The following is a 23,551-nucleotide window of genomic DNA, read 5'->3' as shown; positions in this document are numbered from 1 at the left end:
CCCACGTCAGCGGGGGAACCAGCCGGTCCGCGTGAAGAAGGAGTGGTAGGTGCGGAACAGCTCGCGGGTCGGGACGGGCCGGACGATGCCGGTGTCCGCCAGGGCCGCGTCGGTCGACGTGCTGTCGATCGGGAGGTAGACGTCGGTGGCGCCGGCGCCGGAGACCGCTTCGAAGGACTCCAACAGCGGCAGCAGCGCGTTGTCCGGGTCGGCGGTGACCCGGTCGCGCCAGGCCCCGGGCTCCAGTTCGGCCAGGTCGCGGCCGAAGGAGCGCAGGTGGTCGACGATCTCGGCGAAGCTCACCGGGGCGCGGCCGGAGAGGTGGAAGGTGCGGCCCGCCGCGTCCGGCCGCCGGGTCAGGGCGAGCACCGCGGCGCTCACGTAGTCCACCGGCACGAGTTGGAAGCCGCCGCCGAGGCCGGCCGGGTAGGCGCCGGCCTGGAGCATCCCCTTGACGCTCAGCCAGACGAAGTCCCGGGTCTGGCAGGCGCCTTCGCGCTGGTCGCCGGAGACCAGGTCGACCCGGTGGACGGTCACCGGGAGTCCGCGCCCGCGGGCCAACCCGACGACCTGCTCGGCCACCCACTTGCTCTGGGTGTAGCCGGTCCGCAGCTCCTCCGGCGGCCCGGTCGGATCCTCCGGGCGCAGCGGCACCCCGGCGGTCACCGGGCGGGCGAACACCCCGGTGGTGGACAGGTAGTGCAGCGGGACGGTGCGGTGCCGGGCGGCCAGCCGCAGCAGCTCCGTCGTCCCGCCGACGTTGGACGCCCGCAGCGCGGAGTACGGCTGGAGCCAGTTGACCTGGGCGGCGGCGTGGACGACCAGGTCGACCGAGCGGGCCAGCCGGTCGAAGTCCTCGGCGGTGAGGCCGAGCCCCGGCGCGGCCAGGTCGCCGACCACGACGTCCACCCGGTCCTGGTCGACCTCCGCCAGGAGCCCGTACCAGCGCAGGTTCTCGGTCAGCCGCTCCCGCGCGTCGGCCGCGTCGTGTCCGCGCACCAGGCAGCGCACCACCGTGCGGGTGCCGCGCAGCAGGTCGCGCAGCAGGAACGCTCCGACGAAGCCGGTGGCGCCGGTCAGCAGCACCTCGCGGGGCTCGCCGGTGAGCGGGGCGACGGTGGCGGCGGGGCGGATGTCCTCCGGCAGGACGACGTCCTCGGCGAGCGACGGCCCGGCGGCGGGCGGGACCTCTCCCGCCTCGGACCCGGTCGCCCCGGCAGCGGTCGTGCTCGTGGGCAGCAGCTCGTGCAGCAGCCGTTCGGCGAGCGCCTGTGCGGTGGGGTGGTCGAAGACCACGGTGGGCGGCAGCCGCAGACCGGTCGCGGCGTCGAGCTGGTTGCGCAGCTGGACCGAGCTGAGCGAGTCGAAGCCCAGCTCGGTCAGCGACGCGTCCGCCGGCACGGCGGACGGACCACCGTCCAGGCCCAGCAGCCCCACGATCCGGCCGCGCACCAGGTCCAGCAGCCGGGCCTGCCGCTCGGTGGGCGGAAGGGCGGCCAACTCCTCGGCCGGCAGCAGCGGTTCGCCGCCGTCCGCGGTCCCGGGCCGGCCGCCCCGCTTGGCCAGGGCACGCAGCAGGGGCGGCACCGGGGCCTGCCGCCGAACGACGTCCAGGTCGACCGGGCAGGCGACCGTCAGGGGAGCCCCGAGTGCGACGGCCGTGTCCAGCAGCGCCGTACCGCGCGCGGCCGGGATCGCCCCGAAGCCCTCCCGGGCCACCCGGCGCAGGTCCGCCGAGGCGGCCATGCCCCCGCCCGCGAGGTCCCACGGCCCCCAGGCCACCGAGACGGCAGGCAGGCCGGCGGCGGCGCGGCGCTGGGCCAGCGCGTCCAACGAGGCGTTGGCGGCGGCGTAGTTGGCCTGGCCGGGGCCGCCGAGGATGCCGGCGACGGAGGAGAACAGCACGAACGCCGTCAGCTCGCGGTCGCGGGTCAGCTCGTCCAGGTGCCGGGCCGCGTCGGCCTTCGCCCGCAGCACCGCGTCCAGCCGGGCCGGGGTGAGCGTGTCGAAGGCGCCGTCGTCGAGCGTGCCGGCCGCGTGCACCACGGCGCGCAGCGGCCGGTCCGCGGGCAGCCGGTCGAGCAGCGCCGCGAGGGCCGCCCGGTCCCCGGCGTCACAGGCCTCGACCACGGCCCGGGCGCCCAGCGCGGCCAGGTCCTCGACCAGCCGGGCGGCGCCCGGGGCGTCCGGACCACTGCGACTGGTCAGCACCAGGTCCCGCACACCGTGCTCGGCGGCCAGGTGCCGGGCGACCACCGCGCCGATCGCCCCGGTGCCGCCGGTGATCAGCACCGTGCCGTCGGACGGCCACCCGACGGGGCCGGTGGGGGCCTCCACCCGGGCCAGCCTGGGCAGCAGCACCCGGCCGCCGCGCAGCGCGACCTGGGGCAGGCCGGCGGCGACGACGGCGGCCGGCAGGGCGGACGGGACGGACGGCGGGGTGGCGGGGTCGGACGGCCCCGTCCCCGGGCCCGGGTCGGCGTCCACCAGGACGAAGCGGCCGGGGTGTTCGGACTGCGCGGACCGCAGCAGTCCCCAGACCGCGGCCGCGTCGGACGGCGCCTCCCCCGCCACCGACACCGCTCCCCTGGTCACCACGACCAGCGGCGCACCGTCGGAGCCCGCTTCCAGGGCCCGCTGGGCGGCGCCGAGGACGGCGGGCAGCTGGTCCCCGCCGGTGACGTGGAGGACCTCCGGGGCCGCCGGGCCGTCGTCCGGCCGCGCGACCGGGTCCGGTATGTCGACGGCGGGCAGCAGCACCGGCGTCCAGGCGACGCGGTACAGGTCGTCGGCCGGGCGGACGGCCGGCAGCTCGCCACGGGTGATCCTGTCCACGCTGGCGACCGCCCGGCCCGACCGGTCGGTGAGCACCAGATCGGGCCCGCCCGCGGTGGCCGCGGCCACCCGGAGCCGGTCGGCCCCGCTGCTGTGCAGCCGCACGCCGCGCCAGCCGCGCACGGGCCGCTCGCCGACGGCGGCGGACAGCAGCTCGGGGTGCAGGAGGTAGCCCTCGCCCTCGCCCTCGGCCGCGCCGGCCTCCGGGCGACCGAGTTCGTGGCCGCCGACGAGCGCAACGGGCGAGGCGGGGGCGGCGGGGGCGAGGGCCGGGGCCGGGGTGGCGGCCGGGCTGAGCAGGCCGTGGGCGTACCGGGTCCAGGCCCGGTCGGCACCGGTGCGGGCGTGGATCCGCACCGCGCGCCGGCCGTCGGCGCCGGGCGGATCGACCACGACCAGCAGCTCGGCGGCGGCGAGGGTGCTCCCCGGCGCCGTGGCGGCGTCGACGACGAGGGTGTCGACGGTGGTGCAGTCGACCTCGTCGGCGGCGCGCAGGGCCAGTTCGACCCAGAGCCCGGTGACCGGCAGGTCGCCGGTGAGCCGCCCGGTCAGCGTGACCCGGCCGTTCTCCGGGTCCTCGACCACGGCGGTGAGCAGCGGATGGCCGGTCGCGGAGCGGTCGGCGGCGGTCCGGCGGCCGCGCCAGTAGTGGTGGTGGTCGAAGGCGTAGGTCGGCAGCGCCGTGGGCCGGGCTCCCCGCCCGGCGAAGAACGCCGACCAGTCCACCGGAACACCCGCCGCGAACATCCGGCCCACACCCGCCACCAGCACCTGCGCCTCGTCCGCCTCCCGACGACCCAACGCCACCGCCGTCACACCCTCCGGCGCGATCCCACCCACCAGACCCGACAGCACCCCGTCCGGACCCACCTCCGCACACACACCCACACCCGACGCCGCCAACTCCCCCACCACATCCGCGAAACGCACCGGCTCACGCACATGCCGCACCCAGTAGCCCGGATCACTCAACTCACCCGGCACCGCCAACCGACCCGACACCCCCGACACCACCGGAACCACCGGATCCCGCAACACCAGCCCCCGCACCACCTCCCCGAACTCCGCCAACACCGGCTCCATCAACGGCGAATGAAACGCATGCGACACCCGCAACGCCTTCGACCGCACCCCACCCAACGCCCGCACGGCCTCCCCGACCGCATCCGCCGTCCCCGACAACACCACCGAGCTGGGCCCGTTCACCGCCGCAAGCCCCACCCCAGGACCCAACAACGGCAACACCCGCTCCTCCGACGCCTCCACCGCCACCATCACCCCACCCGACGGCAACGCCCCCATCAACCGACCACGAGCCCCCACCAACGCCACCGCATCCACCAGGTCCAACACCCCCGCCACATGCGCCGCCGCCACCTCCCCCACCGAATGACCCGCCACCACACCCGGCCGCACACCCCACGACTCCAACAACCGGAACAACGCCACCTCGAACGCGAACAACCCGGGCTGAGCGAACTCCGTCCGCTCCAAACCCACCCCCGAATCCACCACCCCCGCCACATCCCCGCCGAACAACCCCAACACCTCACGGAACACCCGACCGAACACCGGGAACTCCACCGCCAAACCACGACCCATCCCCACCCACTGCGCCCCCTGACCCGAAAACACCAAGGCCAGTCGGGGCCGGGTCGCGGGCTCGGGGGCCGGGGACTCGACGGCGGCGTCCAGGGCGGCGAGCAGCTGCTTCCCGGTGCGGGCGGCCAGCACGGCCCGGTGGGGCAGGGTGGTCGCCCGGGTGCTGGTCAGCGCGTGGGCGGCATCGCGCAGGGCGGGACCGTCGGCGTCCGCGAGGTGGGTGCGCAGCCGGGTGAGCTGGCCGCGCAGGGCGCCGGGGGTCGCGGCGCTGACGACGAACGGCAGGACGGGAGTCGACGCATCGTCATGGTCGGCCACCGGCAGGGGTTCCGGCGCCGGCGCCTCCTCGACGATCACGTGCGCATTGGTCCCGCTGATCCCGAACGACGACACCGCCGCCCGCCGCGGCCGACCCTCCTCCCGCGGCCAGGGACGCTCCTCCGTCAGCAACTCGACCGCGCCCGCGCGCCAGTCCACCTGGCCGCTCGGCTGCTCAGCGTGCAGGGTGCGCGGCATCCGCTCGTGCTCCAGCGCCAGCAGCGCCTTGATCACACCGCCGACACCGGCCGCCGCGGAGCTGTGGCCGATGTTGGACTTCAACGAGCCCAACCACAGCGGACCACGCCCACCCCGCTCCCGCCCGTACGTCGCCAACAACGCCCCCGCCTCGATCGGATCACCCAACCGAGTCCCCGTCCCATGCCCCTCCACCAACCCCACATCCGCACCCACCACACCCGCATCCACCCACGCCGCACGGATCACCCGCTCCTGCGCCACCCCCGACGGCGCCGTCAAACCATTCGACGCACCATCCGAATTCACCGCCGAACCCCGCACCAACCCCACCACCGGATGCCCCGACCGCCGCGCATCCGACAACCGCTCCACCAACAACACCCCCACCCCCTCCGACCACCCCGTACCATCCGCACCCACCCCGAACGACTTGCACCGACCGTCCACCGCCAACCCCTGCTGACGCGAGAACTCGATCCACGCGCCGGGGGTGGACATCACGGTGACGCCGCCGACCAGGGCCATCGCGCACTCGCCCCGGCGCAGCGACTGGACCGCCAGGTGCAACGCCACCAGCGACGACGAACACGCCGTGTCCACCGTGATCGCCGGCCCCTCCAAGCCCAACGTGTACGCGATCCGGCCCGACGCGACGCTCGCCGCGCTGCCGGCCAGCAGATGGCCGCGCAGGTCGTCGGCCCCGGAGTCCATGTCGGTGTAGGACTGGCCGGCGAAGCCCAGGAAGACGCCGGTGCGGGTGGAGCGCAGGGAGGTCGGGTCGATGCCCGCGGCCTCGACGGCCTCCCAGGCGGCCTCCAGGGCCAGCCGCTGCTGGGGGTCGGTGGCCAGCGCCTCGCGGGGGGACATGCCGAACAGCGCGGCGTCGAACTCCCCCGCGTCGTACAGGAATCCGCCGCGGTCGGTGTCGGAGCGGGCGGCCAGCTCGGCGAGGTCCCAGCCGCGGTCGGTCGGGAACCCGCCGATCGCGTCGACGCCTTCGGAGACCAGCCGCCAGAGGTCCTCGGGGTTCCCGACGCCGCCGGGGTAGCGGCAGGCCATCGAGACGACGGCGATCGGGTCGTCGGAGGCCTCCAGACGGGCGAGGCGCTCGCGGGTGCCGCGCAGTTCGGCGGTGACCCGCTGGAGGTAGTCGGCGAGCTTCCGCTCGTTGGGGGTGGTCACGGTGGGTCAGCTCGCTTCCGGGCCGAGTTCGCTGTCGATGGACGCGAACAGGTCGTCGAGGGACAGGTCGGTGTCGGGCGCCAGCCGGGTCAGCAGGTGGTCGGCGAGGGCGCTCGGGGAGGAGTGGTCGAAGACCAGGGTCGCGGCGAGCGTCAGACCGCTGATCCGGTTGACCCGGTCGCGCAGTTCGACGGCGGTCAGCGAGTCGAAGCCCAGCTCGGCGAACGGCCGGTCGGGGTCGATGCCGTGGGCGTCGGCGTGGCCGAGGACGGCGGCCGTCTGCTCGCTCACGACGTCCAGGACGTACCGGGCCCGGTCGGGCTCGTCGAGTTCCGCGAGCCGCTCGGCCAGTCCGGCCGGGCGGGTCGACGGCCCGTCCGTCGGGTCCGAGCCGGCCGGCTCGGCGGTGGTGCGGGGCGCCGCGCCGTCGGTGATCCAGTAGTGGTGGTGGTCGAAGGCGTACGTCGGCAACGCCGTGGGCCGCGCACCCCGCCCGGCGAAGAACGCCGACCAGTCCACCGGAACACCCGCCGCGAACAACCGGCCCACACCCGCCACCAACACCTGCGCCTCGTCCGCCTCCCGACGACCCAACGCCACCGCCGTCACACCCTCCGGCGCGATCCCACCCACCAGACCCGACAACACCCCGTCCGGACCCACCTCCGCACACACACCCACACCCGACGCCGCCAACTCCCCCACCACATCCGCGAAACGCACCGGCTCACGAACATGCCGCACCCAATAACCCGGATCACTCAACTCACCCGGCACCACCAACCGACCCGACACCCCCGACACCACCGGAACCACCGGATCCCGCAACACCAGCCCCCGCACCACCTCCCCGAACTCCGCCAACACCGGCTCCATCAACGGCGAATGAAACGCATGCGACACCCGCAACGCCTTCGACCGCACCCCACCCAAACCGGCCACCACCCGAGCAACCGCATCCGCCGACCCCGACAACACCACCGAGCCGGGCCCGTTCACCGCCGCAAGCCCCACACCAGGACCCAACAACGGCAACACCCGCTCCTCCGACGCCTCCACCGCCACCATCACCCCACCCGACGGCAACGCCCCCATCAACCGACCACGAGCCCCCACCAACGCCACCGCATCCACCAGGTCCAACACCCCCGCCACATGCGCCGCCGCCACCTCCCCCACCGAATGACCCGCCACCACACCCGGCCGCACACCCCACGACTCCAACAACCGGAACAACGCCACCTCGAACGCGAACAACCCGGGCTGAGCGAACTCCGTCCGCTCCAAACCCACCCCCGAATCCACCACCCCCACCACATCCCCGCCGAACAACCCCAACACCTCACGGAACACCCGACCGAACACCGGGAACTCCACCGCCAAACCACGACCCATCCCCACCCACTGCGCCCCCTGACCCGAAAACACCAAGGCCAACTGGCATTCGGACGAAGCGAGTTCGGCCCGATGGTCGGCGAGCCGGGCGACGGCTTCGCCGGCCGTGCGCGCGGCGACCGCCGTCCGGTACGGGAGCGTCGAGCGGGTCGCGGTCAACGAGTGGGCCACGTCGAGCGGATCGGCGGTGCCGGCCTCCAACAGCGCCGAGAGCCGCTGCACCTGGCCGTCCAGGGCGGCGGGCGAGCCGGCCGACACGACGAACGGCAGGACCGGTTCCGACGGACCGTCAGTTCGCTTGTCCAGCAAGGCATCCGGCGCCGGTGCGGATTCCGGTGCCGCCGCGGCGGCCGGCAGTGCCACGAGTTCCGGTGCCTCCTCGACGATCACATGCGCATTGGTCCCGCTGATCCCGAACGACGACACCGCCGCCCGCCGCGGCCGACCCTCCTCCCGCGGCCAGGGCCGGGACCGCGCCAGCAGCCGGACGTCACCGTCCGCCCACTCCACCTCGTGGCTGGGCTCCTCCGCGTGCAGGGTGCGCGGCATCCGCTCGTGCTCCAGCGCCAGCAGCGCCTTGATCACACCGGCCACGCCGGCGGCGGCCTGGGTGTGGCCGATGTTGGACTTCAGCGAGCCCAGCCACAGCGGACCACGCCCACCCCGCTCCCGCCCGTACGTCGCCAACAACGCCCCCGCCTCGATCGGATCACCCAACCGAGTCCCCGTCCCATGCCCCTCCACCAACCCCACATCCGCACCCACCACACCCGCATCCACCCACGCCGCACGGATCACCCGCTCCTGCGCCACCCCCGACGGCGCCGTCAAACCATTCGACGCACCATCCGAATTCACCGCCGAACCCCGCACCAACCCCACCACCGGATGCCCCAACCGCCGCGCATCCGACAACCGCTCCACCAACAACACCCCCACCCCCTCCGACCACCCCGTACCATCCGCACCCACCCCGAACGACTTGCACCGACCGTCCACCGCCAACCCCTGCTGACGCGAGAACTCGACGAAGGTGGTCGGGGTGGCCATGACGCTCACCCCGCCGGCGAGCGCCATCGTGCACTCGCCCCGGCGCAGCGACTGGACCGCCAGGTGCAACGCCACCAGCGACGACGAACACGCCGTGTCCACCGTGATCGCCGGCCCCTCCAGACCCAACGTGTACGCGATCCGGCCGGAGGCCACGCTCCCGGCGGCGCCCGTCATCAGGTAGCCCTCCACTCCGTCCGGCACCTCGACGGCCCGGGCGGCGTAGTCGTGGTAGGCGACGCCCATGAAGACTCCGGTGCGGGTGCCGCGCGCCTCCGCGACGGGGATGCCGGCCCGCTCCCAGGCCTCCCAGGAGGCCTCCAGCAGCAGCCGCTGCTGGGGGTCCATGGCGAGCGCCTCACGGGGGCTGATGCCGAACAGCGCGGCGTCGAACTCCCCGGCGTCGTACAGGAATCCGCCCTGCTGGGTGGCCGAGCGGCCGGGGCGGCCCGGCTCCGGGTCGAAGAGCCGGTCGGTGTCCCAGCCGCGGTCCTCGGGGAAGGGGCCGATCGCGTCCCGCTCCTCGTCGACGAGCCGCCACAGGTCCTCCGGGCCAGTGACCCCGCCCGGGAAGCGGCCCGCCATCGCGACGACCGCGATCGGGTCGTCGTCCGGGGTCGGCCGCGCGGAGGGCGAGGCCGGGGCGCCGGCCGCCGCGGTGGCGGGTGGCTGCGCCGCGGCGGTGCCGAGCAGCCGGTCGCGCAGGTGGGCCGTGAGTGCCTGCGGGGTCGGGTGGTCGAAGAGCAGGGTGGTCGGCAGCGGCAGGCCGGTCGCCGTCCGCAGCCGGTTGCGCAGTTCGACCACGGTCAGCGAGTCGAAGCCGGACTCCCGGAAGGCCCGGTCCACCGGGACGGCGCTCCGGTCGGCCGCGTCGTGCCCGAGCACGGCTGCCGCGTGCGCCCGTACCAACTCCAGCAGTTCGCGGTCCTGGTCCGGGCGGTCCAGCCCGGCCAGCCGGGCCGCCAGGCCGTGCTGTTCGGCGGCCGACGCGGCGGGGGCGCCGGCGACCGCCCGGGCCGGGGCCCGGACGAGTCCGCGCAGCAGCGGTGGCAGGCCGTCCTCCCGGGCCCGGTCGCGCAGTGCGGCCAGGTCGAGGTGAGCGGGCAGCAGCAGGGCGCGTCCGGTGCCGAGCGCCGCGGTGAGCAGCGCGAGGCCGTCGGCGGTGGCCAGCGGGGCCAGGCCGTGGCGGCGCAGCCGGGCCAGGTCGGTCCCGGCCAGGTCGCCGAGGCCGCTGCTGCGCTCCCACAGCCCCCAGGCGAGCGAGAGCCCGGGCAGTCCCTGGGCGCGGCGGCGGTGGGCCAGCGCGTCGAGGGTGGCGTTGGCGGCCGCGTAGGCCGCCTGCGCGGGTGTACCGAGCACGCCGACCGCCGAGGAGAACAGCACGAAGGACCGGAGGTCGAGGCCTCGGGTCAACGCGTCGAGGTGGAGCGCGCCGTCGGTCTTGGGCCGCAGGACGGCGGCCAGGCGCTCGGGCGTCATGGCGTCGAGCGGTGCGTCGTCGACGGCGGCCGCCAGGTGGAACACCCCGGTCAGCGGGTGCTCGGCGGGGATGCCGTCGAGCAGGGCGGCCAGCTCGGAGCGGTCCGCGACGTCGCAGCGGCGCAGGTCCACCTCGGCGCCGGCGGCGGCCAGTTCGGCCCGCAACTCGGCCGCGCCGGGGGTCTCTTCGCCGCGCCGTCCGGTGAGGACCAGGTGCCGGACGCCGGTGGCGACCAGGTGCCGGGCCAGTTCGGCACCGAGGCCGCCGAGGCCGCCGGTGACCAGGACGGTGCCGTCCGGGTCGAGGGCGGTGCCCGGGGCGGCGGCCACCCGGACCAACCGGGGGGCGAGGAGGGCGCCGCCGCGCAGGGCGGCCTGGCTCTCCCCGGCCGCCAGCGCGAGCGCGGCCGCGCGGCGCACCGCCGCCTCGTCGGCGCCGGGGCCCGTGCTCGGGTCCGCAACCAGGTCCGGGCCCAGGTCCAGCAGCAGGAACCGGTCCGGGTGCTCCGCCTGGGCGGAGCGGACCAGGCCCCAGACGGCGCCCTGGACGGTGCTGGTCACCTCGGCGTCGCCGCCGACCGCGACCGCGCCGCGGGTGAGCACCACGAGCCGGGGCGCCGCCGGGTCCTCGTCGGCCGCCCGGGCCTGGAGGGCCGCGAGCACGGGGCCCAGCACGCCGGCGGTCGCCGCCGTGGAGTCCTCTCCGCTGCCGAGTCCGGCCGCGTCGAACAGGTCGAAGCCGACGGCCCCGGCCTGGCGGTCCGCCACCGGCTGCCAGTCGAGGCCGTAGAGGGCCCCGCCACCGGTCGGTCCGGCCGCCAGGCCCGCCACCGGAACGGGCCGCAGCAGCAGGGACTCCACGTCCAGCACCGGCAGACCGGCCGGGTCGGTCGCGCTCACCCGCACCGCGTCCCCGCCCGCCGGGGCGACCCGCACCCGCAGCACGGTGCTGCCGGCCGTCGGGACGCTCACGCCGCTCCAGCTGAACGGCATCCGCAGGTGCCCCGCGCCGGGGGCCTCGCCGCGCAGGAGTTCGGCGTGCAGGGCCGCGTCGAACAGGGCGGGGTGGACGGCGAAGCGGCGGGCCTCCGCGTGCTGCGCCTGGTCGAGGGCGACCTCGGCGTACATCTCCTCGCCCAGCCGCCAGGCGGCGCGCAGGCCCCGGAACACCGGGCCGTAGCCGTAGCCGTCGGCCGCGCGGTCGGGGTAGAAGCCGGTGACGTCGACGGGCTCCGCGCCGGGCGGGGGCCACGCTCCCGCGTCCTCGGCGAGCCGGACGGGGGCGGCCCCGGTGAGCGCCCCGACGGCGTGCCGGGTCCAGGGCTCGTCCTCGGCGGCGGCCGGACGGGCGTGCACGGCCACCGGCCGGAAGCCGTGGCCGTCCGGCCCCCCGACCGTCACCCGCAGCTCCACGGCGCCGCCGGGCGGCACCAACAGCGGCCGCTCGACGGTCAGTTCCTCGATCCGCGGGCAGCCGACCCGGTCGCCCGCGGCGAGCGCGAGTTCGACGAAGCCGGTGCCGGGGAGCAGCGCGGTGCCGCCGACGGCGTGGTCGGCGAGCCAGCCGGGGGTGCTCGCGGTCAGCCGCCCGGTGAGGGCGATCCCCTCGCCGTCGACATCGGCGACGACCGCGCCGAGCAGCGGGTGCTCGGCCGGGGCCAGGCCGGCCGAGCGGACGTCGGCCGCGCCCGTCCCGGGCGCCAGCCAGTGCCGGCGGCGCTCGAAGGGGTAGCTCGGCAGTTCGGTGCGGCGCGCGCCGGTCCCGGCGAGGGTCGGGGCCCAGTCCACCGCCACGCCGCGGACGTGCGCCTCGCCGAGCGAGCGCAGGAACCGCGCCCGGCCGCCCTCGTCGCGCCGCAGGGTGCCCAGGGCGGTCGGCTGGTGCCCGGCCGCCTCGGCGGTGTCCAGCAGGGCCGAGGTGAGCAACGGGTGCGGGCTGCACTCGACGAAGGTGTGGTGGCCGTCGTCCAGCAGGGCGCGCACGGCGCCCTGGAAGTCCACCGGCTCACGGGCGTTGCGGTACCAGTAGCGGGCGTCGAGATCGTCGGCGCCGAGCGGGCCGGCGGTCACCGTGGAGTAGAAGGGGACCCGCGGCGCGTGGTGCGGGACGTCGCCGATCAGCGCGTGGAGCGGCTCGCGCAGCGGCTCGACCAGTGCGCAGTGCGAGGCGCCGGCCCGGACCACAACGCGGGCCCGGATGCCCTCGGCCTTGCAGTCGGCGACGAAGCGTTCGACCTCGTCGGGCTCACCGGCGACGGTGACGGCGAGCGGGCCGTTCACCACGGCCAGGTCGAGCCGGGCCGCCCGTTCGGCGATGCGCTCCCGCACGGCCGCGGCGGAGAGCTCGACCGCGGCCATCATGCCGCGGCCGGGCAGTTCCTCGGCCCACAGCCGGCTGCGCCGCACCACGACCGTCGCGGCGTCGGGCAGCGTCAGGACGCCGGCCACGCAGGCGGCGGCCAGTTCGCCCTGGGAGTGGCCGACGACGGCGCCGGGGCGCACGCCGTGCGCCTCCCACAGCGCGGCCAGCGAGACCATCACGGCGAACAGCACCGGCTGGGCGACGTCACTGCGCTCGGGTTCGGCGGCGGCCTCGGGCCCGCCGAGCAGCGTGTCGAGCAGCGACCAGCCCACGAGCGGGTCGATCACGGCGGCGCACTCCCGCAGGCGCTCGGCGAACGCGGGGGCCTGGGCGTACAGTTCGACGGCCATGCCGGGCCACTGCGAGCCGTGGCCGGGGAAGACGAAGGCCGTCCGACCGGGCTCGCCCGCGGTGCCGAGCAGCACGGAGGCGGCGGGGGTGCCGGCGGCCAGGGCGTCCAGGGCGTCGGCGAGGCCGTCCGGGCCGGAGCCGACCAGGACGGCGCGGTGCGCGAGGTCGGCGCGGCCGTGCACCAGCGAGTGGGCCACGTCGGCCGGCGCCGGGGCCGGGGCCCGGTCGAGGCGGGCGCGCAGCCGGACGGCCTGCTCCCGCAGCGCGTCCGGGGTGCGCGCCGACAGCGGCCAGGCGAGCGGGCCCACCGTGCCGGGGACGGCAGCGGTTCCCGCACCGGTGCCGGGGGCGGGCGGTGCCTCCTCCAGGATCAGGTGGGCGTTGGTGCCGCTGATGCCGAACGAGGACACCCCGGCCCGGCGCGGACGGCCCGGCGCACCGGGCCAGTCGACGGCCTCGGTCAGCAGCCGTACCGTGCCGGAGCTCCAGTCGACGCTGGGCGTCGGCTCGTCGACGTGCAGGGTGCGCGGCAGCACCTCGTGCCGCAGGGCCTGGACCATCTTGATGACGCCGGCCACCCCGGCGGCGCTCTGGGTGTGCCCGATGTTGGACTTGACGGACCCGAGCCACAACGGCCGGTCGGCGGGCCGCCGGTGGCCGTAGACCGCCTGGAGCGCCCGGGCCTCGATCGGGTCGCCCAGCCGGGTGCCGGTGCCGTGCGCCTCGACCGCGTCGACGTCGGCCCCGGTCAGCCCGCCGGAGCGCAGGGCGCGGCGGATGACGCGCTGCTGGGCCGCGCCGTTGGGCGCGGTCAGCCCGTTCGAGGCGCCGTCGGAGTTGACGGCCGAACCGCGCACCACGGCCAGCACCCGGTGGCCGTGCCGGCGGGCGTCGGAGAGCCGTTCGAGGGCGAGCAGTCCGGCGCCCTCGGCCCAGCCGGTGCCGTCGGCGGCCGCCGCGAAGGCCTTCGACCGACCGTTCGGGGAGAGCCCGCCGAGGCGGCTGAGCTCGGCGAACACACCGGGCGTGGGCATCACCGTCACGCCGCCCGCGAGCGCGAGGTCGCACTCGCCGCCGCGCAGGGCCCGGGCCGCGGCGTGCACGGCCACCAGCGAGGCGGAGCAGGCGGTGTCCACGGTGAGGGCCGGGCCGCGCAGGCCCAGGACGTAGGCGATCCGGCCGGAGGCCACGCTGGGGGTGCTGCCGGTGTAGAGGTAGCCGTCCGAGCCGTCGCTCGGCTCGCCCAGCCGGGGCCCGTACTCCTGGGCGGTGGCGCCGATGAAGACGCCGGTGTCGCTGTCGCGCAGCGAGGACGGGTCGATGCCGGCGTGCTCCAGGCACTCCCAGGACGTCTCCAGCAGCAGGCGCTGCTGCGGGTCCAGGGCGGCGGCCTCGCGCGGGCTGATGCCGAAGAACGCGGCGTCGAAGCCGGCCACGTCCGCCAGGAAGCCGCCCTCGCGGACGTAGGAGGAGCCCCGGCGTCCGGGGTCCGGGTCGTACAGCGCCTCGACGTCCCAGCCGCGGTCGGTCGGGAAGCCGCCGATGGCGTCGACGCCGTCCGAGACCACCCGCCACAGGTCCTCGGCGGAGCCGACGCCGCCGGGGAAGCGGCAGGCCATGCCGACGATGACGACGGGGTCGTCCTCGGTGGCGGCGTGCTGGGGCTCGGTACCGGGGGCGTCGGACCGGTCGGACCCTTCGGAGCCGCCGGCGGCCAGGTGGCGGGCGAGCAGGCCCGGGGTGGGGTGCTCGTAGACCAGGGTGTCCGGCAGCGGCAGTCCGGTCGCGGCGGCCAGCCGGTCGCGCAGTTCCAGGCCGGTGGCGGAGGTGAGGCCGAGGTCCTTGAAGGCGGTGTCCGCCGCGATCGCGGCCGGGTCGTCCGTGCCGAGGACGGCGGCGGTGTGCTGCCGGACCAGGTCGAGCGGGTCGCGCCGCGGCGGGGTGTCGGTGCCGACCGGGAGGTCGGGCGCGGCCGGGTCGGGGGTGGCCGGCGCGGGGATGGCCGGGGCTTCAACCGCCTTGAGGGGAGGGGTGGTTCCGGTGCCCGGCTCGGCCAGCCAGTGCCGCCGACGACGGAACACGTAGGTGGGCAGGGCCGTCCGGTGCCCGCCGCCGATCACGGCCGGGAGGTCCACGGCGGCGCCCGCCGCGTGCAGCCCGGCCAGCGCCTCGACCACCGTCGCGGGCTCCGGCCGGTCGGCCCGCATCGCGCCGAGCAGGTGGCGGCCGTCGGGCAGCCCCGAGCGGGCGGCCGGGGCCAGCACGGTGTCCGGCCCCAGCTCCAGGTAGCTGGTGACGCCCGCCGCGTCCAGGCTGCGGACGCCGTCGAGGAACCGGACGCAGCCGCGCACGTGGCGCACCCAGTACTCGGGGTCGCACAGCTCTGCGGCGGTGGCGGGGGCCCCGGTGAGGTTGGAGACGACGGCGATCCGGGGCTCCCGGTACTCCAGGGAGCAGGCGACCGCGCGGAACCCGTCGAGCATCCCGTCCATCAGGTGGGAGTGGAAGGCGTGGCTGACCGTCAGGCGGCGGGTTCGGCGGCCCCGGGCCCGCCACTGCTCGGCGAGATCGGTGACGGCGTCGGTGTCGCCGGAGAGCACGACGGCGCGCGGCCCGTTCACGGCGGCCAGGTCCACCCGGCCGGTCAACGCCGCCAGGGCGTCCGCCAGTTCCTCCGGGGCCGCCTCGACGGCGACCATCGCGCCGGTCCGCGGCAGCGCCTGCATCAGCCGTCCCCGGGCGGCGACCAGCCTGGCGGCGTCGGGCAGCGCCAGCACGCCGGCCGCGTGGGCCGCCGCCAGTTCGCCGATCGAGTGGCCCAGCAGGAAGTCGGGACGCACCCCGAGACCGGTGACGAAGCGGAACAGCGCCACCTCCACGGCGAACAGGCCGGGCTGGGCGAACTCCGTCCGGTGGACCGCCTCGGCCTCGGGTGAGTCGGCTTCGGCCCAGAGCACCTCGCGCAGCGGCCGGTCCAACTCGGCGTCGAGGTGCTCGCACACCTCGTCGAAGGCCGCCGCGAAGGCCGGGTGAGCGGCGTACAACTCCCGTCCCATGCCCAGCCGTTGGGCGCCCTGGCCGGTGAACAGCAGGGCCGTCCGGCCCGCTGTCGACGCCTCGCCGAGGACGGTGCCCGCGCCGGGCGCGGCCGCGCTCAGCGCGTCCAGCCGGGTGAGCAGCGTCTCGCGGTCCCCGGCGACGACCACCGCGCGATGCGGGAACGCCGTCCGGGTGGCGGCCAGCGAGCCGGCCACATCGGCGGGCACGGCCTCCGGCCGGTCCCTGAGCCAGGCGGCCAGCCGACCGGCCTGGGCGGGCAGCGCCTGCCCGTCGCGGCCGGAGAGCGCGAACGGGAGTGGCAGCGCGTGCGGCAGCCTGTCCGGGCGCGGGCCCTTCCCGGCCGCCGCCGCACCGTCGGCGACCGCACCGTCGACGGCCGCCGGAGCCGGAGCCGGAGCCGGAGCCGGAGCCGGAGCCGCCGAGAGCACCAGGTGGCAGTTGGTGCCGCCCATCCCGAAGGAGCTGACCCCGGCGATCCGCGGCGCGCCGGCGTCCGGCCAGGGCGTGAGCCGGTCGTGCACCCGCAGCCGCAGCTCGTCCAGCGGGATCCGCGGGTTCGGGGTGCGGTAGTTGAGGCTCGCGGGCAGCTCGCCGGCCCGCAGCGCGAGCACCACCTTCAGCAGGCCGGTGACGCCGGCCGCGCCCTCCAGATGCCCCACGTTGGTCTTCACCGAGCCGACGGGCAGCGGGCGGTCCGCCGGGCGCCACCGCCCCAGGGCCCCGCCGAGTGCCCGGGCCTCGACCGGGTCGCCGGCCCTGGTCCCGGTGCCGTGCAGTTCGACGTAGCCGACGTCGCCCGGGGCGACACCGGCCTGCCGGTACGCGGCCTCGATCACCTCGCGCTGCGCCCGCGGGTCCGGCGTGGTCAGCTCCGGGCCGCCGCCGTCGTTGTTGACGGCGCCGCCGCGGATCACGCACAGGACGTCGTCGCCGTCGGCGAGCGCCCGGCCCAGCGGCTTGAGCACGACCAGCGCGCCGCCCTCGCCCCGCACGTAGCCGTCGGCCCGCGCGTCGAAGGTCCGGCACTCGCCCTCCGGGGAGAGCGCGCCGAAGCGTTCGGCGGCGACGGTGGCGGCGCCGGTCAGGTTCAACTGCACGCCGCCCGCCAGCGCGAGGTCCGACTCCCCGGACCACAGGCTCTCGCAGGCGCGGTGGACGGCCACCAGCGAGGACGACTGGCCGGTGTCCACGACCATGCTGGCCCCGCGCGCACCGAGCAGGTAGGAGAGCCGGTTGGCGATGAGGCCGCGGTTGACCCCGGCCAGGGTGTGCGGCGAGAGGGCCTCGGGGCCGGCCTGGTCGGTCAACCGGGCGTAGTCGTCGGCGATCGCGCCGACGAAGACGCCCAGCCGGGTGCCGCGCACCGCAGCCGGGACGATCCCGGCGCTCTCCAGCGACTCCCAGCCCAGCTCCAGGGCCAGCCGCTGCTGCGGGTCCATCGCGGCGGCCTCGCGCGGGGTGACGCCGAAGAAGTCCGCGTCGAACTCGGCGACCCGGTCGAGGAACCCGCCGCGGCGGGTGCGCACGGCGGCGTCCCGCCAGCGGTCGGCGGGGGTCACGGTGACCGCGCTGCGCCCGTCGCGCAGCAGCTGCCAGAACGCGTCCGGGTCCGCCGCGCCGGGCAGGCGACAGGCGGTGCCGATGACGGCGACGGGCTCCCGGACGACCGGGTGCCCGGATTCGCGGTCCAGGGATCCGGCGTTCCGGTACTCGCGGTCCTGGGGTCCGGCGTTCCGGGATTCGGCGTCCGGGGAACCGGGGTGCGGGGTTTCGAACTGCGCATTGACGGCCACGCAGAACGACGATAGGCGCGCCGGTCCACCGCCCGGCAACTCGTCGGAATCCGGCCCCCGGAATTCCCGGTGAACCGCCGATTACCCCGCCCCGATTAGGTTGCGCACCGGACCAGACGATTCCCGGGAGCTGCTGTGAACCCCTTTTTGGAAGCGATCGTCGAGAACCGGCCGGCGGACGCCTTGGAACGCCTGGAGCTGCCGGGCGAATACGTGGCCGCGCACCTGCGCGCCGAGGACACCGAGATGTTCCGCGGCTCGGCCGACAAGGACGTGCGCAAGTCGCTGCGGGTCGGCCCGGTGGCCACGCCCGAACTGGCTCCGGACGAAGTACTCGTCGCGGTGATGGCCAGTTCGATCAACTACAACACCGTGTGGTCGGCCACCTTCGAGCCGATCCCCACCTTCGACTTCCTGCGCCGCTACGCCGCCCAGGGCGGCTGGGCGGCCCGGCACGACCGGCCCTTCCAGGTGGTCGGCTCGGACGCGTCCGGTGTGGTGGTCCGGGTCGGCTCCAACGTACGCCGCTGGCGGATCGGCGACCACGTCGTGGTCCACCCGGTGCACGTGGACGAGCAGGAGCCGGTCACCCACCAGGACGCGATGCTCGGCGCCGAGATGCGTGCCTGGGGCTACGAGACCAACTACGGCGGGCTCGGCGAGTTCGCCGTCGCCCGCGCCAGCATGCTCGTCCCCAAGCCGGCCCACCTCACCTGGGAGGAGGCGGCCGTCACCCCGATGTGCGGCAGCACCGCCTACCGGATGCTGGTCGGCCGCCACGGCGCCCGGATGAAGCAGGGCGACGTGGTGCTGGTCTGGGGCGCGGCCGGCGGACTCGGCGCCTACGCGGTGCAGTTCGTCCGCAACGGCGGCGGCATCCCGGTGGCGGTGGTCGGCTCCGCGCGCAAGGCGGAGGCGGTGCGCCGGCTGGGCTGCGAGGTGGTGATCGACCGCTCGGAGATCGGGCTGAGCGACGACCCCGACCCCTCGCCCGAGGACGTCCTGGCGGCGGGCAAGCGGCTGGGCGGCATCATCCGCCGGGAGACCGGCCGGGACCCGGACATCGTCTTCGAGCACGTCGGCCGCGCGACCTTCGGCATCTCGGTGTTCGTCGCCGCGCGCGGCGGGACGGTGGTCACCTGCGGGTCGAGCACCGGCTACCACCACGAGTTCGACAACCGCTACCTCTGGATGCGGCTCAAGCGGGTGGTCGGCAGTCACGGCGCCAACCTCCAGGAGCAGTCGGAGACCGGCCGACTGGTCGAGACCGGCGCGATCTCGCCCACCCTGTCCGCGCTGTACCCGCTCGCCGAGGCGGGCGAGGCGACCCGACTGGTCCAGCTGAACGAGCACGTCGGCAAGGTCGGCGTGCTGTGCCTGGCCCCGGAGCCCGGCCTCGGCGTGACCGCTCCGGAGCTGCGCGCCCGGATCGGCGCCGACCGGATCAACCCCCTGCGGGACTTCGCGCCCGCGAACTCCCTGTGACAGCAGGCCTGCCCATGCGAGGAGCGCACTGATGCAAGAGCTGGCGGAACGGTACCTGAGCCAGGCCCTGTCGGTCTGGGGGCTGGACGTCGAGTACGTCCGCGCCGAGGGCGACACGATGTACCTGTCCGGCGCGGCCGGCGAGCGGAGCGAAGTGGTCGACTTCGTCGGCGGCTTCGGCTCCCTGTTCTTCGGGCACAACCACCCGGAGCTGGTCGCCCACGCCACCGGCCTGCTGACCGCGGGCACGCCCAGCCACGCGCAGCTGTCCCGGCGCACCGAGGCGCAGCGGGTGGCGGCGGCCCTCGAAACGATCACCTCCCGGGAACTGGACGCCGGGGAGCCCTACGAGGTGGTCTTCGCCAACAGCGGCGCCGAGGCCGTCGAGGCCGCCGTCAAGCACGCCGAACTGGCGCGCTTCTTCCGGCTGAACGGGCTCGCCGGGGAGCTGGCGGCGCACGCCCAGCAGGTCCGCGTGGCGGCGGCCGGCGCCGACCTGGAACTCGCGCCGGAGGCACTCGACCTGGCCGGGGACGGTGCGGACGCGGAAGCGGTGCTGGCCGCCGCCGAGCGGCACAACGCGGAGGCACTGGCCCGGCCGCCGGAGTTCTTCGCGCTGGAGGGCGGGTTCCACGGCAAGCTGGTCGGCAGCCTCCAGCTCACCCACAACCCGACCTTCCGGCTCCCGTTCCGGGCGCTCGGGGCCCGGGCCCGCTTCGTACCGGCCGGGCGGCCGGAGGAGGCGCTGAAGCACGTCGCCGCCGAACAGCCGTACGCGCTGGACGTGACGGTCCGGGACGGCGTCGTCGAGGTGCTGCGCCGACCGGTCCCGTTCGTGGCCGGGTTCGTGGTGGAACCGATCCAGGGCGAGGGCGGCATCCACGAGTTGACGGCCGACCAGGCCGCCCGGATCACCGAGGTCTGCCGGGTGCTGGAGTGCCCGTTGATCGTCGACGAGATCCAGAGCGGCGCCGGGCGGACCGGCTCGTTCTTCGCCAGCACCGCCATCGGCCTGACCGGCGACTACTACACCCTCGCCAAGAGCATCGGCGGCGGTCTGGCGAAGACCTCGCTGCTGCTGGTCCGCGCGTCGCGCTACGTCAAGGAGTTCGAGCTGCTGCACAGCTCGACGTACGCCAAGGACAGCTTCTCCTGCGCCGTCACCGAGAAGGTGCTGGAGATGCTGGAGCGCGACGGCGGTGCGGCCTACCGCCGGGCCGCCGAGCGCGGGGCCCGGTTGCGCGCGGCGCTGGAGGAGGTGCGGGCCGAGTTCGGCGACGTGGTGCGCGAGGTGCGCGGCCGGGGCCTGCTGGTCGGCTTCGAGTTCGCCGACCAGTCGGCCTCCGGATCCCCGGTGATCCGCAACTACGCCCGCGGCGGGTTCTTCGGCTTCGCCGTGGCCGGCTACCTGCTGCGCCGCCACGGCCTGCGGCTGATGCCGACCGGCAGTTCCCCGCACACCCTGCGCATCCAGCCCTCGTACGCGATCGGCGACGAGGCCGTCCGGCGGCTGGCGGACGGCCTGCGCGACGTCTGCACGCTGCTGCGCCGGCAGGACGCGCTGCCGCTGGTGCACGCGCTGACCGGCGTGGCCGGCCCGGCACCGCGCACGGGGGCCCGGGACTTCCGGTCCGAGCAGCCGGCGGGCGGCGCGGGCGACGGCGTTCCCGCCCCGTCCTCGTCGGTCCGGATCGCGTACGTGGCGGAGCTGAGCACCCCCGAGGCCCTGCGCCGCTTCGACCCGAGCCTGGCCGAGCTGGACGACGCGACCCTCCGGGCCTACGTGGCCCGCTCGGCGCCGGTGCGCGCGCTGGCGCCGCTGCCGCCCGTACCGGTTCGGACGGCCGGGGATGCCGGGGGTGCCGCCGGTGCCGGGGGTGTCGAGGTGACGGTCTTCCCGTTGCTCGTCGCGGAGGCACCGGGCGCCGGTGCGGACACCCTGGCGGGCGACGTGGCCGGCCAGGTCGGTGCGGCCCGGGCGACCGGCCACACCGTGGTGCTGGTCAGCCCTGGACTCAACCGGCTGACCGGGGCGCCGACCCGCCCGGAGACGGTGCCCGCCCCGGCCGGTTTCGCGCTCCCGGCGGGTTTCGGCCCGGCGGCGGACCCGGCGCTGCTGCCGGTCGAGCTGGCCGAGGCGCTGACCGCCGCCCTGGCGGCCCGCTGACGGCGGACCGACGGCGGACACGGCAGCGGCGCTGCCCCGGAGCGGACTCCGGGGCAGCGCCGCTGTCGTACGGGCCGGGACACCAGGGGCGGGTCAGAACAGCAGGGAGACCGGCTCGCCCGTACCGAGCAGGGAGCGCGCGTAGTCCTCGAAGATCATCGGCCGGTTCAGCGCGGTGTGCCGGCTGCCGATCTCCAGGTCGCGCCAGTACCGCTGGACGGGGTTGCTCTGGGCGAAGCCGCTGGTCCCGGCCAGGTCGAGCAGCCGCTGCATGGCCTCGCGGCAGCGCTCCAGCGAGCTGACCATGTGCATCCGCAGCCGGGCCCGCTCGGCCGGGGAGGCGTCCTCGCCCTCCGGCACCGAGTCGAACCCGTCCGCGACGGCCAGCATGTGCAGCACCCCGGTGTCGATCAGGTGCGTCGCCTCGGCGAACGCCTGCTGCACCGCCGCCGAGTCGACGGCCCGGGAGTAGGTCGAGAAGGCGAGCGGCTTGTGCTCCTCCAGCTTCGCCCGGACCAGGTCCAGCGCGCCCCGGGCCCCGCCGACCAGGGAGGACAGCGAGTGCAGGTTGCCCTTGATCAGGACGGTGGCCGGGACCGGCGAGTCCGGCTGGCCGGAGGGCAGCAGCGGCGCGAACTGCACGAAACGGTCGGGGACGAACAGGTCCTCGGCCACCATCGCGTGGGTGCCGGTGCCGAGCAGTCCGGCCACCTTCCAGGTGCGCTCGATCCGCAGCTCCGTGGGCGGGGCCAGCAGGTTGGCCACACCGGTCTGCTCACCGTCCTCGTAGACCGGCACCCAGGCCAGGAACGCCCAGTCGGAGAGCTCGCAGCCCGAGGCGTACGGGAAGCGGCCGTTGACCTTCAGCCCACCGGGGACGGTGTCGGCGCGCAGGCCCGGGTCGAGGCTGGCGGCGGAGAGCATCACGGCGTCCGGGTCGGCGCCGTAGATCTCCTCCAGGCCGGCCTTGGGCATCAGCATCACGAGGTCGACCGAGGCGGCGTGGTTGGCCGCGATCCAGCCGGTGGACGGGCAGCCCCGGCCCAACTCGCTGAGGATCTCGACCTGGTGGCGCATCGGCAGCTCCCAGCCGCCCCAGGCGCGGGGCGTGCTGAGCCGCAGCAGGCCGGCCTCGCGCATCGCGACCACGTTCTCGTCCGGGACCTTCGACTCCCGTTCGGTCTGCTCGGCATTGCGGCGCAGCAGCGGAATGAGGTCCTGCGCCCGGACGATCAACTCCTCGCGGGTGGGGACCTTCTCGGGGGTGTACGGGGACGGGGACATGGCGAATCCCTTCTCGGGGCCGGTCGCGGATCGTGCGGATTCCCGATTCGGATTCCGCATCGTCTTCCAGGTCTTCCAGATCGATGGGTCGTCCGCGAACCGGTCGCCCGGGCCGTCGGCCCGAAGGCCCGAGAACCGCGCGAATGCCCATGACGGCCCACGCTATCGGTGGAATTCCGCACCCCGCCCACGGCGCCGTAATCGGCCGTCCACCGCACCGGAATCCGCGGCCCCCGGCCAGAGAACGAGCGGTGGAGACCACCGGGTTAGCGTGGCCGAATGGACGCAGGAACACACACCCGACGACCGGTCCGCGTGCTCGGCATCGGCGGCTCCACCCGACCGGGGTCCTCCTCCGAGCGGGCGCTGCACGCCGTGCTGGCCGCCGCCGAGCGGCACGGCGCGACCGTGTCCTCCGTCAGCGGCGCGGAGCTGGTCCTGCCGATGTACGACCCGACGGGCGGGACCCTGCCGGCCGCCGCCAAACGGCTGTTGGACGCGCTGGCGGACGCGGACGGCGTGGTGATCGCCGGCCCGGCCTACCACGGCGGCACCTCGGGCCTGCTGAAGAACGCCCTGGACTACGTCGAGGAGCTGCGCGGCGACGCCCGCCCCTACCTCAGCGACCGCGCCGTCGGCTGCCTGGCGGTGGCGCAGGGCTGGCAGAGCGGCGTGTCCACGCTGGGCGCGCTGCGCACGATCGTGCACGCGCTGCGGGGGTGGCCGACGCCGCTGGGAGTGGTGCTGAACACCACGGAGAGCGGCTTCACCGCGGACGGCTCCTGCACCGACCCCCGGGTGCAGGAGCAGATCGAGCTGATGGCGGGCCAGGTGGTGGAGTTCGCCCGCACCCGCCCGTCCCGGCCCTGACGGGGTCCTCGAAGACGGGGTCCTCGAAGTCCAAGCGGCAACCGGCGTCCCACTCGGGGCGCCGGTTGCCGTACGCCGTGATGCCGCCGGCGTCCTTCGGCACGCGCGCCGCGTGCC

The 23,551-nt window shown here is 75.7% G+C and carries 6 protein-coding genes; 3 read left to right on the top strand and 3 right to left on the bottom strand.

The features are described from left to right. Positions 1-6 precede the first annotated feature (6 nt). Both ACIP4P_RS01520 and ACIP4P_RS01515 read right to left on the bottom strand, forming a co-directional pair. A complete protein-coding gene (locus ACIP4P_RS01520) occupies positions 7-6,138 on the bottom strand; it encodes a thioester reductase domain-containing protein (protein ID WP_400913579.1) in 6,132 nt (2,043 codons plus the stop codon). A 6-nt stretch (positions 6,139-6,144) separates the two neighbouring features. Continuing rightward, positions 6,145-17,628 carry a type I polyketide synthase gene (locus ACIP4P_RS01515; RefSeq protein WP_400913577.1) on the bottom strand — a complete coding sequence of 3,828 codons (11,484 nt, stop codon included), beginning with the start codon at positions 17,626-17,628 and terminating at the stop codon, positions 6,145-6,147. Between the two features lie 135 nt (positions 17,629-17,763). On the opposite strand from ACIP4P_RS01515, the gene ccrA reads away from it, so the two are divergent. Both ccrA and ACIP4P_RS01505 read left to right on the top strand, forming a co-directional pair. Continuing rightward, positions 17,764-19,113, top strand: coding sequence for a crotonyl-CoA carboxylase/reductase (ccrA, locus tag ACIP4P_RS01510; RefSeq protein WP_400913574.1), 1,350 nt, complete (start codon positions 17,764-17,766; stop codon positions 19,111-19,113). Between the two features lie 31 nt (positions 19,114-19,144). Continuing rightward, positions 19,145-21,280 carry an aspartate aminotransferase family protein gene (locus ACIP4P_RS01505; RefSeq protein WP_400913573.1) on the top strand — a complete coding sequence of 712 codons (2,136 nt, stop codon included), beginning with the start codon at positions 19,145-19,147 and terminating at the stop codon, positions 21,278-21,280. A gap of 93 nt (positions 21,281-21,373) precedes the next feature. Here ACIP4P_RS01505 and ACIP4P_RS01500 read toward each other — a convergent pair whose 3' ends face one another. Continuing rightward, positions 21,374-22,564, bottom strand: a complete 1,191-nt coding sequence (locus tag ACIP4P_RS01500) for an acyl-CoA dehydrogenase family protein (protein ID WP_400913572.1) — start codon at positions 22,562-22,564, stop codon at positions 21,374-21,376. A gap of 279 nt (positions 22,565-22,843) precedes the next feature. Here ACIP4P_RS01500 and ACIP4P_RS01495 point away from each other — a divergent pair, with 279 nt between their 5' ends. Beyond that, entirely contained in the window at positions 22,844-23,434 is a 591-nt protein-coding gene (locus tag ACIP4P_RS01495; protein ID WP_400913570.1) for an NADPH-dependent FMN reductase, read from the top strand. The last annotated feature ends 117 nt before the right edge of the window (positions 23,435-23,551 follow it).

It is taken from the genome of Kitasatospora sp. NPDC089509 (assembly GCF_044749365.1).
Taxonomy (GTDB): domain Bacteria; phylum Actinomycetota; class Actinomycetes; order Streptomycetales; family Streptomycetaceae; genus Kitasatospora.
This window is presented reverse-complemented; position numbering and strand designations above follow the sequence as displayed.